This window comes from Bacillus sp. GW823-FHT06A10, assembly GCF_058795375.1.
This window is the reverse complement of sequence record NZ_JBXAHT010000001.1, coordinates 779,778-794,454: the sequence shown is the minus strand read 5'-3', so window position 1 is coordinate 794,454 and position 14,677 is coordinate 779,778. Positions and strand designations below refer to the sequence as shown.

At 35.9% G+C, this 14,677-nt stretch carries 14 protein-coding genes, 2 other RNA genes and 2 riboswitches; of the genes, 3 read left to right on the top strand and 13 right to left on the bottom strand.

The window, feature by feature from the left end:
• Positions 1–308: 308 nt before the first annotated feature.
• A riboswitch (M-box (ykoK) riboswitch) is annotated at positions 309–474 on the bottom strand.
• Between the two features lie 213 nt (positions 475–687).
• The 3 genes from AC1Q8M_RS04210 to AC1Q8M_RS04200 are packed head-to-tail and all read right to left on the bottom strand — an operon-like array spanning position 688 to position 2,620.
• Positions 688–1,074 carry a DUF350 domain-containing protein gene (locus AC1Q8M_RS04210; RefSeq protein ID WP_000606862.1) on the bottom strand — a complete coding sequence of 129 codons (387 nt, stop codon included), beginning with the start codon at positions 1,072–1,074 and terminating at the stop codon, positions 688–690.
• Positions 1,067–2,305 carry a glutathionylspermidine synthase family protein gene (locus tag AC1Q8M_RS04205; RefSeq protein ID WP_098360885.1) on the bottom strand — a complete coding sequence of 413 codons (1,239 nt, stop codon included), beginning with the start codon at positions 2,303–2,305 and terminating at the stop codon, positions 1,067–1,069. The genes AC1Q8M_RS04210 and AC1Q8M_RS04205 overlap by 8 nt, the downstream gene beginning before the upstream one ends.
• Before the next feature lie 3 nt (positions 2,306–2,308).
• Complete coding sequence (locus AC1Q8M_RS04200) at positions 2,309–2,620, bottom strand: hypothetical protein (RefSeq protein WP_000169030.1); 312 nt, start codon at positions 2,618–2,620, stop codon at positions 2,309–2,311.
• A gap of 83 nt (positions 2,621–2,703) precedes the next feature.
• Between AC1Q8M_RS04200 and AC1Q8M_RS04195 the strand changes: the two genes are divergently transcribed.
• Positions 2,704–3,153: a hypothetical protein gene (locus AC1Q8M_RS04195; RefSeq protein WP_001235522.1), complete on the top strand. Its 450-nt coding sequence runs from the start codon at positions 2,704–2,706 to the stop codon at positions 3,151–3,153.
• A gap of 54 nt (positions 3,154–3,207) precedes the next feature.
• Here the strand turns inward: AC1Q8M_RS04195 and ssrS (AC1Q8M_RS04190) are convergent.
• The 5 genes from ssrS (AC1Q8M_RS04190) to AC1Q8M_RS04170 all read right to left on the bottom strand — a co-directional run bounded on the left by ssrS (AC1Q8M_RS04190) (position 3,208) and on the right by AC1Q8M_RS04170 (position 5,309).
• Positions 3,208–3,391, bottom strand: a non-coding RNA gene (gene ssrS / locus AC1Q8M_RS04190) — 6S RNA.
• A gap of 21 nt (positions 3,392–3,412) precedes the next feature.
• Positions 3,413–3,595, bottom strand: a non-coding RNA gene (gene ssrS, locus AC1Q8M_RS04185) — 6S RNA.
• A gap of 116 nt (positions 3,596–3,711) precedes the next feature.
• Entirely contained in the window at positions 3,712–4,545 is an 834-nt protein-coding gene (locus AC1Q8M_RS04180; protein ID WP_098360884.1) for a sulfurtransferase, read from the bottom strand.
• A gap of 2 nt (positions 4,546–4,547) precedes the next feature.
• Positions 4,548–4,820, bottom strand: a complete 273-nt coding sequence (locus tag AC1Q8M_RS04175; RefSeq protein ID WP_000451820.1) for a YpbS family protein — start codon at positions 4,818–4,820, stop codon at positions 4,548–4,550.
• A 30-nt stretch (positions 4,821–4,850) separates the two neighbouring features.
• Positions 4,851–5,309, bottom strand: a complete 459-nt coding sequence (locus AC1Q8M_RS04170) for a GNAT family N-acetyltransferase (RefSeq protein ID WP_000011410.1) — start codon at positions 5,307–5,309, stop codon at positions 4,851–4,853.
• A 72-nt stretch (positions 5,310–5,381) separates the two neighbouring features.
• Here AC1Q8M_RS04170 and AC1Q8M_RS04165 point away from each other — a divergent pair, with 72 nt between their 5' ends.
• Positions 5,382–5,636, top strand: a complete 255-nt coding sequence (locus AC1Q8M_RS04165; RefSeq protein WP_000369740.1) for a DUF3931 domain-containing protein — start codon at positions 5,382–5,384, stop codon at positions 5,634–5,636.
• Positions 5,637–5,639: 3 nt separating this feature from the next.
• On the opposite strand, the gene AC1Q8M_RS04160 is transcribed toward AC1Q8M_RS04165, so the two are convergent.
• The gene (locus AC1Q8M_RS04160; RefSeq protein ID WP_000182156.1) at positions 5,640–9,299 is read right to left on the bottom strand and encodes a dynamin family protein; all 3,660 of its coding nucleotides are present in this window, start codon (positions 9,297–9,299) and stop codon (positions 5,640–5,642) included.
• Positions 9,300–9,848: 549 nt separating this feature from the next.
• Here AC1Q8M_RS04160 and AC1Q8M_RS04155 point away from each other — a divergent pair.
• The gene (locus tag AC1Q8M_RS04155) at positions 9,849–11,012 is read left to right on the top strand and encodes a DUF418 domain-containing protein (RefSeq protein WP_000193087.1); all 1,164 of its coding nucleotides are present in this window, start codon (positions 9,849–9,851) and stop codon (positions 11,010–11,012) included.
• A 15-nt stretch (positions 11,013–11,027) separates the two neighbouring features.
• On the opposite strand, the gene pbuX is transcribed toward AC1Q8M_RS04155, so the two are convergent.
• From pbuX to AC1Q8M_RS04135, 4 genes are all read right to left on the bottom strand, one after another.
• The gene (gene pbuX / locus AC1Q8M_RS04150) at positions 11,028–12,350 is read right to left on the bottom strand and encodes a xanthine permease PbuX (protein ID WP_000809229.1); all 1,323 of its coding nucleotides are present in this window, start codon (positions 12,348–12,350) and stop codon (positions 11,028–11,030) included.
• 3 nt (positions 12,351–12,353) lie between these two features.
• Positions 12,354–12,947: a xanthine phosphoribosyltransferase gene (locus tag AC1Q8M_RS04145; RefSeq protein ID WP_000866483.1), complete on the bottom strand. Its 594-nt coding sequence runs from the start codon at positions 12,945–12,947 to the stop codon at positions 12,354–12,356.
• 108 nt (positions 12,948–13,055) lie between these two features.
• Positions 13,056–13,157, bottom strand: a riboswitch (purine riboswitch).
• 116 nt (positions 13,158–13,273) lie between these two features.
• On the bottom strand, positions 13,274–14,020 hold the full coding sequence (locus tag AC1Q8M_RS04140; RefSeq protein WP_098400463.1) for a type I methionyl aminopeptidase: 747 nt from the start codon (positions 14,018–14,020) through the stop codon (positions 13,274–13,276).
• A 162-nt stretch (positions 14,021–14,182) separates the two neighbouring features.
• Positions 14,183–14,656: a GNAT family N-acetyltransferase gene (locus AC1Q8M_RS04135; RefSeq protein ID WP_000542515.1), complete on the bottom strand. Its 474-nt coding sequence runs from the start codon at positions 14,654–14,656 to the stop codon at positions 14,183–14,185.
• Between the last annotated feature and the right edge of the window lie 21 nt (positions 14,657–14,677).

Here is a 14,677-nt window from a genome sequence, read left to right as displayed (position 1 = left end):
AAGAAACGCTTTGTTTCTCAATTTATCCACTTTTCTGTGAAAGTTGTCTAGCGCTTTATAAACGCTACATTGTGATAAATATAGAGGGAGGAACAAATCGTTTCCTGCCTACATCATATATTTTTGATTTGAAGTATATGGGTAACGGAACCGAGTCAGAATTTGACATGCTCCTCACCTCCTCGTTTAATTTTATAGTTTATACTATGAAATTACTCATAGCTTGGTAACAAAAAAGACCCCTACCCTTAAGAGAGTAGTGGCCATTACATACACAAATAAACGATTTCTAATATAATTAGAAATCTACGGACCTCTCCCTCGCCGAGTTTTAGCACTGTATAGCATAGGTACATTACCAGCTACGTTAAGAAAAACCTTAATTCGATCATTCCTGTTGACCCATTGGCGTCTCTCGACATTTTTGGGCAGTAGCATTTCTCTATACAGGAGCCTCACCTAACAGAGACTTATTTTCATTACATTGAAAATGTTACTCTTATTTAAAATAGATGTCAACAGTAGCCTACAATTTTTTCAAAAGGTATGGCAAACTAACGTATATAAAGTGAAACTTTAATCAGTGGGGGTTTTGTTCATCCCCCACTGATTATTAGCCCTCACCAATCGGGCTGCCCGGCAAATAGCGGGATAAAATAAAAAACTTTACGTTTAAACGTAAAGTTTTTAATAAGTTATACAACCAGCGATTACAATCCCAATTGAAAGCGATAAAAACATAAGAAAAAGACCGACTGCTTGATTATCTTCTTCGAGACTTTTGTTTATATTAAAGCGTGGTGTAAGCCACTCAGCTAAATAAAAGACGATAATTTGAGCCAAAATCCCAACTGCTCCCCACGAAATCATATCAAGAAGTGAAATTGAATTAGCTGCTGTCGAATATAAAACAACAGCTAACCCAAGTAATCGTCCTCCAAGCACATAGCTTACCGCCTTATTTCCTTGAGCCATTAACTTAAATTCCTTTACTTTCGTTGTCACTTCCATCAAGAACAGACCTATACATAAAAGGCCGAGTGTTACTGCTAAATATAATAAAAAATTAATCATTTTTTCCCCTCCTTTTTATACCTACCGGTAAATAGTACGATTCATTTCCTGTAATCTTTTCTCCCGCACGAATACCGATACTACTCGCTTTTCCAGCAATTAAAAACGAACCAAACACATATGACAGTTTCTCGATCCCTTTTTCTGTTTCCAAGGATACGACTGGCAGTTCGGTATACTTTTGAAATATCGGCAGTGACGCTTTATACGTTTCGTGTGCATTTTGAAGCATAATATTTTCGTCTTTATCGCGAATCGTAATTGTATCTCCTTCTCTCCCAAATGAAGGTTTTTGAACGAAAGAACCTTTTCCTAAAAATAAATCTGGTTCTAAATATGTAGGTAACATATATTCTTTAATCCACTGTTGTTCCTCATTTGTATAAAAGACCTCTTCTTCTGCTAACCCCCAAATAAGACACTGAATTGATTTTGGCTGAAGTAAAAATGCTGACAAAGGATTTATTATAAAAAGCTTTCCGGCTTTTACAAGTTGCAGCAGTTCCACACCTACCAAATCTCCTGTTTCAGGATCTTGATCCTCAATTAAATCTTCTATCGGATACGTTTGGCGATATAAAACATCAATCTTCGTCCCATCTTTATCAACTAGAGCATCCTTTGTAATTCTAAGTTCTGACATTGGCACTACTTTATTTTCAACATGGCATAGCTGACTTAAATACATAGTGGTATTCCAATCCTCGATATGTTCATGATGTGCTGTAAAAACAACATTTGGATTATCTAATCCCTTTGTCGCTTCCATTACTGCTTTCGTTACACCAGAAGATAGCAATCGTTCTTGATCCGAGTTTGGATCATCATAACCTAGATTTTCACATACTTTCCCATTCATTTGAAAACATTCCACAATAAAAGTTGGTGTATCACTATTAAACTCAAGCATTTTGATTTTGTTATCCTCTGTTACAGCAAAATCAAATCGCGAAATTACAGATTCAGGATAAAGCCCTTTCATTCTAATGAATGATAAACTCGCGGATGGAAAGCCAAGATCTAGAAGCTGTTCGTCACTTAAATTACGCAGCAGTCTAGCAGTCTTAAAAAATATTTTCCCCATTCGTTCAGTCGCTAAGTGTAATTGGTCCAAAGTCTGATTTGTTATAGAAAAAACATGAAACAAACTATACTCACATTCATATAAATCCGACCAAAAATTCGGATATTTTAAATAAAATTCTTTTCGATCCCTTATGTATTGCGACATATTTTAGCCCCCAAATCCTCCCTTTGAACCGCTTCCAATTCCACCTTTAAATTCAGCAGACGATTGATACGATTTAAACGCCGATGAATTTTTAAAAGTAGATTTATTTTGATAGTATCGCCCACCATAGAAATAATGCCCACGATAACCTGAACTACTATCATCACACTGCCATACCCCAAGTTCATCATCCCAATCCCAATCAGAACAACTATTATCATTCGGTTTTGGGGGAAGATCTTGTGCGCAACCAAATAAAGTGCCAGTCATTAAAGACGTTACGACACCACCTACTAGCCATTTCGTTTTTGTCACCTTCGCACTCCCCTTTTTAAATTCTATTCCTATTATATAGGATGGCATGATAAAGTAGAAGAAAAAGGAAGAAGAGGGATTAAATGCGCTTAGAATATCGACTTAATGATGAAACGAAAGGGTATCCTGCTTTATGGAACTACGCCAATATTTCTAATTCTGAAATTATCGCACGCATGACTTGTGAATATTTTATTAAAGAGAAAAATACTTATGTTGTTACTGCAACTTCGGTTGATCCAGACGGAACAGCAGTTATTTATATTCAAAAAGAAGTTTTCGCCAATGACCCTTCAGACCCTACATACTCCCACATCGGTTTTGAAATTAGAGAACTAAGTGAAACGAGTTCAAGCTTAGTAGATAGTCAAGATGTATGGAACTACGAAGAAATTTTACCATCTCTTCATTCAGATATTATATATATTCAGCGAGACGGCATGTCTATGGAATTCTCCTTGGATTCAAGAGAGATTGATGAAGACAGAAAGTGCTACATTTATTACGGAAACTTCACAGGTGAATCAAGATAATATTGATATATCTATGCAACAAAAAAACCTTACGTATAAAACGTAAGGTTTTTATATAGCCCCACATATGCCGTTCTCTCTAGATGTCCATAAACCTGCTCTCACAGGTGGATGCTCTCACAAATGTTTGTAACTTCCTTCTTAAAAAGATGGCATGTTAGCTACATTTAAATATTGAACTTCCATATTAAACTTATTGGTTTAAGACATGCATAAGCTACGTACACCGTAGGAATTTTATATAAGGTTAGTTGAAATAAGACCCCCGCACGTGCCGCTCCTCGTAAATGTCCAAAAACCCGCTACTCGCAGGTGGATGCCCTCACAGTTACCGTACATCTTCCTCCACAAGGAAGGCTTGATGATGGTCGCTAAATATTGAGCTTCCGTATAACTAACATCGGTTTTAGACATAAATAAGTTACGTACACCGCAGGATGTATTATTTACTTGTCGTTATATTATCACATTGTTTCCAATGTGTAAAATACAAAGTTTTTCGAGCAATCTCTTGCTTGTGACCTTATTTTAATACAAATTATTTTTGCATGCAAGTGATTAATCTTCTTCTTTTGCAATTTGATTTTCTGGATAAGAAATCCAATCACTCCAGCTACCTGCATACAATTTAACATTTTGGAATCCAGCCAATTTTAACGCAATGATATTTGGACATGCCGTAACACCAGAACCACAATATACAATGGTTTCCTTATCTTTCGACAGATTTTGAAATCGTTCTTGTTGCTCAGCTTCATTCTTAAATTGTCCTGATTGCAACATTCCATCCTTCCAAAAATAGTTTGTTGCTGTCGGAATATGTCCTGCTTTATGATCGACAAGTTCCTCTACACCAGCATAACGTTTTGGCTCTCTTGAATCAATTAACGTAACATCTGCACCTGCCTGGATATTCTCTCTTACTGTTTCCATCGATACAAGCATATGATCTTGTATGTTAGCTTTGAATGTTTTTCGTATAGCAACAGGAATTTCCGCTGTCGTCGGTAGTCCATTCTCTTTCCAAGCCGGGAAACCACCATCTAATATATATACTTTCTCATGTCCTACATAGTTACATAACCACCATAAACGAGCAGCATTTGCACCGGCTTGACTGTCATACGCAATTACTGTCGTATGTTCATCAATACCAGCCTCCGAAAGCTTGTCCGCAAACTCTTCAATGCTTGGCAACGGATGGCGGCCACCATGTTCTGCTATAGGACTTGATAAATCTAAATTCAAATCAAAATATAACGCATGAGGAATATGTTCTTCTTCATACTTTTCTCTACCCCAATTAGGATTCGCTAAATCAAAACGACAATCGATTACACGGACGTTCTCATCTTCTATATGCTCACGTAACCATTCGACTGTAACTATCATCTTTAACGACCTTCTTTCTCTTGTAAACGACTTACATACTCCATAACCATTTCTTCTGTAACATATTTACGCTGCAAGGTAACACCATTTTTTGCAAGATCATTAATTTGCTTTGTTACAACATTAATGACATCAACCGAAAATTCTTTCCCATTTGACGCAAGAGATACGGCTGCTTCAATAGCTGCTTCACGCTGCGCATCTAATTGTAAACATGCTTTTACACTTTCATTTTGTTTACGAGAATGTGCTGTAATTGCTTTATGTACTTCCATCTTCTCTTCCCCCTAAATAAGTTATACGTTCTAATTCAATTCCATTGCAAGCCGAATCATATCACGGCATACAATGCCATTTTCAATAATCTCTTCTTCATAATGCTTCGAAAAGTAATCAAAATCAATAGAAAAAATACGAAATCCACATTTTTGATATAAAGCAAGTTGTGAAACACTAGAATTGCCTGTACCAATTTCAAGTTTTGACATACCATATCCTTTAGCAGTTTCTACGGCATGCCTTAATAGCTTCTTCCCAATCCCTTTTCCTTGCAAATGCTCTGCAACCGCAATATTCATGATTTCCATCGTCTTCGGCCTTGTTTCCAAAAGAACATACACACCGATGATGCTGCCCCCTTGCTTTGCTACGTATGTTAACCCTCTTTGTACATATATAGCTATTTGCCGTTCACTTGGATCAGCAAGTAGCAATAAAGACTTCGGTATAGCCTCTTTTAAAATACGTTCTATTACAAAAGACATAAAAAATCCCCCCATCTCTATTGTTCTAAACCCTCCTTGTCTACCATAAATAATAGAAAGGAGGGATTCACCATGGACAACAATGAGAAAAAATGCAACGTCATCTCTATTGATGGAAAGAAGAAGAAAAGCGACACGTATTCCTATCCAAAATTAGTAGTTGAAAATAAAACATACGAATTTTCTTCATTCGTCTTATGCGGTGAAACACCAGATGGCAGACGACTCGTTCTTACTCATATGATTTCTACCGATGAATTTGCTGGATTTGTCAAATCTTTAGATACTGTACTGCAAAAGAAAATTGAACGAATCTTTTTCTCATAACGACTATATAACATAAATTTCTTTTTCAATCTCTACTAACTGATTGTGCAATTGTTCTTTACTTTGTTCATATAGAGATACATCGATCGTTTCAGCCAATGCAAACAATATACTTTCATAATAGTTCATTACATCTTGTTGCATCACTTTTTGGAATAAGTTCCACTTCATATCCCATTCTTGCTTATAATGATGGACAAATAAATCTTTTTCATCGGCTACATAGTTTGATACAAGCGGTTCTAATACAGATTTAGCGTCTTCTTGCATAAAAGCTTTGTCATTCTTTTCAAAAAAGCTTTTCTCATTTTTAAAATGTGCCAGTGCTTTTTTGAAATCTTTTATTTCAACTGAAGGGAACGGTTCTTTATGTGTAATATCTTTATATTCATACTCAACTGTTCCATTCATAGAAATTGATTGATTTTCTACTTTACAGTTCACTACAATTTCGTCCTTTGCACGCTTCATCGCTTCGTCTATCCATTTTTCAAGACGTAATGATGTCGCACGCATTTCTTGTAATAAATCATGCTGAATAAATGCTACTAATTCCATAACACACTGTTGCAATTGTGTTTTCACATTTCCATCCGTTCGAAGTGACGCCGGATTAATAAATTCAGTAAACACATCGTTATAACGTAGGAATAGACGCTGTTGCACGTAATAAAGCAACTCTTTCACTTCATTTTGCATCGCCTGTTCTTCAGCAAGTACACTATATGATGAAATAATATGAAGTAGTTGATCACGCTCTGCTTCATATTTTTTCGTTTGCTTCTCTTTCTCTTCATTCCCCTGCTTTGCACCATTTATCATGTTTACTAAAAGCTGATCTGCCCCTTGCAACGCACCATATAGAGCATGCACAGAAACAAGCATTAAATCTCTCATCATAAAGGACGTAAATGATTCCTCAAACTTAGTAATTCCAGAGTTTTGTAAAATACCATACTTCTCTTTTTCAACATTCTTTCCTTGTTTCTCTTCAAGCGCACATAAACTTGAAATTGCAAATAAACGCGGATTTCTAATACCGTATTGCAGTAGCTGATCTGCGATATAACCTTTTACCATTTCAAGTTCTTCTTCAGACTCTGCTAAATCCGCCGCATTAATTAAGAAGAACATTTTATCAAGGGCAAAAGTATCCTTTACACGCCCAAGCTGAATTAAAAATTCACGATCAGCACGAGAGAATACATGGTTATAATATGTTACAAATAAAATAGCATCTGCATTTTTAATATACTGGAATGCAACATCCGTATGGCGAGCATTAATAGAATCCGCTCCAGGTGTGTCTACAAGCGCTACTCCCTGCCTTGTTAAAGCACAATCATAATAAAGCTCCATATACTCAACGAAGCATGATTTTTCTTCATTCGCTACATAATCAGAGAACTCTTCTAATGTGACTTGTACTTGTTCTCCTAAATAAGTAGAAACTGCATCATACCCTTTTTGTACCGCTCGTAAAAAGCTAAATGTTGTTTTTTGCTTCCCAGTCGGTGAAGGATATTTCATAACTTTATCAATTTGTGCTAACGCCTCATCTAACGTAGTAATCTCATAATGAAACAGCTTATAAACAGCTTTCATATCTTCTAATAGAGCTTGCTTTGATTTGAATTGAACCATTACTGTTCCGTGTGGTTTTTCCTCTGTAACCGGCAAAATTTGATTAATCGTTGCCGTCGTCGGATTTGGTGATACAGGAAGTACCTTCTCACCAAGTAAGGCATTGGCAAATGATGATTTCCCAGCACTAAAAGCTCCGAATAACGCTACTGTAAATTGTTTCGTTTCCACACGACGCCTTTTTTCTATCACCTCTTGCTGTACATGTTTCAGCGCTGGCAATGGCTCTAATATCATTTCAGCTTTCTTCACTTTCTCTAATATACGCTGAATATTTAAAGCTGCCGTTCCTTTTATCTCTTCTTCATGAGCCGCTACGTTATCATTTACCATTTCCTGCTCTTGTAGTGTGAATTTCTCACTAACAATTTGTTTTTCACGTTGCAATATCTCCTCTATTTGCAATCCTTCTGGTGTAGCAACACGCTCGTGCCAAACATTTTGTAAATAACTTTCATATGTCTCTAAATTGTTACTGTATTGTAATTCCGTCTCTTTTGCCGTTTGCAACATCGTATATTTTTCAATCTCTTCTTCCATACGAGCAACTGCTTCCTTCACTTTTTGCTTTAAAACAACTGCACTTTTATCAAAAATTTGCTGTGCTTTTGTAAAATAACGTTTCTTCAGTTCATTCGCTACATCCGCTGTATAAAGAAGTAAGTAATCACCTGTGAAACCTGCACCTTGTTTAATGACTTCAGCTAACATTTCTGGTCCAAAAGCAATTTCTAAAGCATATATGTCTTTCCCAATTTCCTCCGTGAACAATCCTTCTTCTTTTAAGAAGGCTACAATAAATTCTTTCACATGAAAATCAAGTTGCGTTTCAACAGTCTTTTGAAGGGCAGAATAAAACGCCTCTACACGTCTTTGTTTTTCTTGCTCCGTCTTTCCTTTCGCAAATAGCAAACCAACTTTAAACTTTGTTAATTTCGTTTCTAAATATGCATTTGCCAATTCTCTCATTTCAAATGGCATTAAATACGCGTTATCTAATATAGCTTGTAAACCTTTTATAAATTCGTTTCTCACATGAGATTCTTTACTAGCCTCGCGATGTTTAGTTTCCGTTAGCTCTTCTTTCTTTTCAACTATTTCTGAAATCAAAAGCGGTGATGCTAACTCTTCCTCATATGTCAAAAGAGCTTTTTCATTTTCAGAAACAATAAACGAGAAATGTTCTCCCATTAAATGTTCTGTTTCTCGCTCCATTCCCTCTCTTACATACTGCTCTTTTTCTTTCATAATAGAAGTAATTAATGTTTCTAAGCTTCCAATTTCATTATGTGGATGGTTCATCATTCGTAATGACGTATAATAAACTCCATCTACTTCAATATCCCAGTTAGAGAACGATTGTTTCACACTATCTTTATAATCCTCAAATGATAATTCATTTTCTTTATGTTTATCTATTTGATTTACAACGAGATAAACCGTTTTATTACGTTGTTTCAATTCTTTAACAAATTGCAAATTCACTTCCGATTGGACGTGATTATAATCCATCATATAAAAAATTACGTCTGCTAGATGTAGCGTTGATTCTGTCGCTAGTTGATGGGCATCATCTGTTGAGTCAATCCCTGGTGTATCAACTAACATAACACCCTCAGGAATTGGTGCATCATTCCGATAAATATGAACACCAATTACCTCATCGCCATCTTTACAAATTTGCTTTAATTCTTCTGCTGAATATGCACCGTCATATTCGTACTGTTCTCCAGATTTAATCGTTACAACAACACGATCAAATCCCTTTTCAATTTTAACGACGTTAGCGCTTGTCGGAATTGGACTTGTTGGTAACAACTGCGCTTTATATAGATGATTCATCATCGTTGATTTCCCTGCTGAGAAGTGACCGCAGAACGCTATCATAAGCTGCTCTCGTTTATATTTTTGAATTACTTCAAACAACTTTAAGCTATTCTCTGCATCGCCGTGTTTTTGCCACTCTTCATAAAAACAAACAAGTTTTTTCATACCGTTTGTCTGTACTATGTTTGTCATCCCCTTGTTCCCCTTTATCCAAGATGTATATACTTTTCCCCGCTAATTGCGAGCTCATAACCAGTGAGAGTTACACTTACCCATTGATTACAGTTTTACTTTACTATCATACTAAATTTTCAGCATATTCTCATTAAAAATAAAAAATCCCTTTCATTCTTTTTACAAATGAAAGGGATTTTATGTCATATCACTCATTTTGCTGTTCCTACTCCATTTAAAACATACTTTGCAATAACTGCATATACAGCAACTGTACCTGCTACTAATGCATATACCATACTCATGCACCAACCTTTTTTGATAATGATTATCACTTTTGAATACATTTTATCATTAAAGAGAATCATTATCAACACTTTTCATAAAGAAAGCTCCTTATAAGAAGGAGCTTTACTGCCTGTTTTGAAAAAGGTTAAAACTTGTTGTGCACTCTTATTATATCTCATAATACACATCTTAACAGTTTTAAAAATTGGAAATTACCTATATACCCTCTTCTTTACATTTTGTATAATAAAAGGGAATTACTTAACAAGGAGGAAAATAATGACACAAAACATTTCACAAGGCGAGAGGATACATTCCATCGATATTATTAGAGGAATAGCTGTATTAGGTATTTTTCTTGTTAACTGGCCAATTATTGCCGGGGTTGACTCACGTGATATTACAGGAATTTACGAAGGGATAGACAGCTATATTCGCCTATTTTACGATATGTTTATTCAAACGAAATTTTATACAATTTTTTCGTTTTTATTCGGATTAGGTTTTTATATTTTTATGAATCGTGCTGAGGCGAAGACCGATCGCCCAAAAACTTTGTTTGTTCGCCGCTTACTTATCTTATTATTATTCGGGTTCTTACATTACGTTCTTTTATGGGACGGTGACATTTTACATACTTATGCAATTACCGGGTTTTTCTTATTTTTATTTTACAAAAGAAAGACACGTACTATTTTAATATGGTCAATTGTACTATTAAGTTTCATGCAATTGTTCACATTATTAGGTTCTCTTGTCATGTTATTAGTGCCGGTAGATGAACTAGGCCTTTCCATAGCCATTATGCCGTTAGAAAACTGGGGCTTACAAATTACAGACAGATTCTATTCATTCTATTCTGAAGCAATAAGTAACAGTCTTATTATGCTTCCTGAAACACTAGGATTGTTTTTACTCGGATTATATGCCGGTAAAAAAGACATTTTCCGCCGTGCTAAGGAATTAGATCCAAAACTTAAAAAATGGCAAATCATTATGTTCATTTTAACATTACCGATGTGGTTTATTATGGTTTACTTCTTTATGAACAATCAACCATACACACCATTTTCACTTATGGGCATTACGATGATAAGCGGAAAGACATTGTTCATCTTCTACATTGTCACGTTAATGCGTTTATTACAAAAAGAAAAATGGCAAACAGTATTACGTCCATTCCAATACGTTGGACGAATGGCGTTAACGAATTACATCTCACATACAATTGTTACATTACTTGTATTCGGGCTACTATTCAAAAATGATTATCTTGCTCCATTATGGGTTGGACCACTATTCTGCGTCGGTTTCTACACGTTACAAATCTTTATTAGCCGCTGGTGGCTTTCACATTACCAATACGGGCCACTTGAGTACATTTGGCGTCTTGGTACTTACGGGAAAATGATGCCACTTAAAAAGAAAAGCAAGGTCTCATAACGAGACCTTGCTTTTTTACGCTTCTCTTACTGCACTTTGCATAGACACCGGCTCTTCTTTTACTTTCACTTTGCGCTGCGGCACCATATTAAATACGATATTTAACAATACTGCTGATGCACTTCCAAGTACAATTCCGTTATCTGTTAAAATACGAATGCTTTCTGGAAGTTGTGAGAATAATGTAGGAACGACTGTTACGCCAAGCCCAATTCCAACAGAACATGCAACGATTAATAAGTTTTCTTGTCTTCCAAAGTCAACGCTACTTAACATTTTAATACCATATGCCATAACCATACCAAACATTGCGAGCATAGCACCGCCAAGTACTGACTTCGGAATAATTGTTGTGATAGCTGCAATTTTCGGAATAAACCCAAGAGCGATTAACATACCACCGCAAGTATAAATAATAACGCGATTTCTCACTCCAGTTAATTGAACAAGTCCTACGTTTTGAGAGTATGTTGTATATGGGAACGCGTTGAAAATACCACCTAACACCATCGCTAATCCTTCTGCACGATACCCTTTTGTTAATTCTTTTTCACCGATTTTTTTATTGCAAATATCAGATAATGCAAAGTATACACCTGTTGCTTCTACAATCCCTACACAAGCAACGAGAATCATCGTAATAACTGGTGTTAATTCAAATGTTGGTGTACCGAAGTAAAATGGCTGAATACCATGGAACCAATCCGCCTCTCCAACTGCTTGCAAGCTTACTTTCCCCATAAATGCTGCAACGATAGTACCGAACAACAAACCTAATAGAATAGAAATTGAACGGATAAACCCATCAAAGAAACGATACATAATGATGATAAATAATAACACTCCAAATGCTAACGCTAAGTTTTCAAGACTTCCGAAATCTTTGCTTCCTACTCCACCAGCCATATCATTAATAGCGGCTGGAACAAGTGTAACTCCAATTACTGTAACGACAGACCCTGTTACAACAGGTGGAAATAGTTTTACAAGCTTTCCAAATAATTTCGCAAAAATAACAACGAATAACCCAGCAGCAATAATTGCTCCATAAATTGAAGACACACCGTATTGTTTTCCAATCGCAATCATCGGTCCAACGGCTGTAAATGTACAACCGAGTACAACGGGAAGTCCAATACCGAAAAAGCGATTTGATAATGCTTGTAAAATTGTCGCAACGCCGCACATTAATAAATCAATTGAGACTAAATATGTTAATTCTTTTTGATTTAAACCAAGTCCACCGCCCACAATAAGCGGAACGATAATTGCTCCAGCATACATTGCAAGCATATGTTGCATACCAAGCGATGCAATTTTAAATGGATGCTGCTTCATCGTTTATTTCACCTCCGCAGTTTCTTGCTGTACAAATGTAACTGTGCCGTTATCAAGTGATGCAATTTCTGCTAGTGATTCAACACGAACGCCTTGTTCACGAAGCTTCTTTCCTCCATCTTGAAATGCTTTTTCAATAACAATTCCAATTCCTGCAATACTTGCTCCTGCTTGCTCTACCAAACTCATTAAACCTAAAGCAGCCTGACCGTTTGCTAAAAAGTCATCGATGATTAGCACGCGATCATTTTCATCAATATGATTTCGAGATAATGAAATTTCATTTGTTTCTTGTTTTGTAAATGAATATACGTTTGCAACGTACATATTATCTTGTAACGTTAACGATTTACGTTTTCGTGCAAAAATTACTTTTACACCAAGCTCTAATGCAGCCATAACCGCTGGTGCAATGCCTGAAGATTCAATCGTCACGATTTTTGTAATGTTCTCTTCTTTAAAACGTTTGGCAAATTCTTTTCCGATTTCTTGCATAAGTACTGGATCAATTTGGTGATTTAAAAATGCATCCACCTTTAATACATCACCAGATAAAACCTTTCCTTCGTTCAAAATCTTTTCTTGTAATACTTTCATGTTTGTTCCCCCTCTTATGCAATAAAAAAACTCCAAAAGCCGCCACCACTCGTTACAAGTGAGAGACGCGCTTTTGGAGTTTCGCAAAAAAAGAATGCTAAACAAGCAATTATATTCGTCCTCACTCATAGTCAAAGTATTTACGGTACTTCGGTAGAAACTTGCAGGCCATATCCCCGCGATTATATGAGTGTAGCTAACTATTTATTTTATAGAAGGATTATAACGCACTTTTTATACTTTGAAAAGCATTTATCGAAAAAACACGTACGAATTTTTAAAAACTACTATTTTCGTTCGAGTTTTGTAAACTCTTTCATTTCCAATTACAACTTCGTTAAAATGATTGGCCCATCTTTTGTAATCGCAAGTGTATGCTCATATTGAGCTGATAATTTCCCATCCATCGTTCGTGCAGTCCACCCATTTAAATCTACTTTCGAATATCGCATACCTACATTGACAATCGGCTCAATCGTAATCACCATTCCTTCTTGTAACTGAGGCCCTTGTCCTTGTTTCCCAAAATGAAAAATTGCTGGTTCTTCATGAATCTCTTTACCGATTCCATGTCCCGTAAAGTCTCTTGCGACAGAAAAACCTTCATTTGTTACATAACTTTCAATTGCATAGCCAATGTCTCCTACATGATTACCGATTACCGCCTGATCAACCCCTTTATACAAAGCATTCTCAGCTATTAGCAACAACTTTTCTGCTTCATCAGAAACTTTTCCAACTCTATACGTCCAAGCAGAATCTGAAAGACCCCCATTTAAGTTTACTACTGTGTCAATTGTTACAATATCACCCTCAGTTAAAGGAACATCGGCCGGAAACGCATGACACATTTCATCGTTTACAGATGCACATATCGCATATGGATAACCATTGTAACCTTTCTGTTCAGATGTGGCACCATGCTTTTTTAAATACATTTCAACAAACGTATCAATCTCTTGCGTCGTTATACCTGGCTTTATCATTTTCGCAATTTCTTTATGACATGAAGCAAGTAATTTTCCAGATTCATGCATCAAATCTATTTCATTTTTCGTTTTAATTGTAATCATACTACCTCTACCTTTCCTTGCTAAACCTACTATTCGCTACTAAACTTCTATCATACACATCCTTTACCAAAATTTCAAAACCCTCTATTACATACAACAAGTACAAAAATATGTATCATATATTTCTAAATCAAAATAAAAAACAGAAGACCCCTCTGTTTTTTAATCATGTTTACATATGTAGTTCATTTTCAAAAACTCAAAACAACTACCATTTGTTTTCTGTATAAACGTTCCAACCGCCTCAAATCCTGCTCTTTTATACACTTTGATTGCTCTCTCATTAAATGTCGCTACTGATAGTGTTATATAATTGCACCCGTATTTTTCTTTGCTAAAAGCTAGTCCAGCATTCACGAACTGTAAACCAAATCCATTTCCAGTTATATCAGGTCTCATTCCAAGTCCTATATCAACCGTTCCATCATTCATTTTACAAACAGTAAAAAAACCAATGAGAATGCCATTTTGCTTCACAGAAAATGTATGATCTCCTCTACTCTCACCCTGTAAAAATTCAGCTAAATCTTCTTCATCTGCCTCTATATCATAAAAAGAATATTTCCCTTCATAATGCCAGTTATACGCAATTTCCTCCGCTTCTTCTTGCTTCATTACTGTATATGTATAACCCATTCTCCCATCCCCTTTAATAAA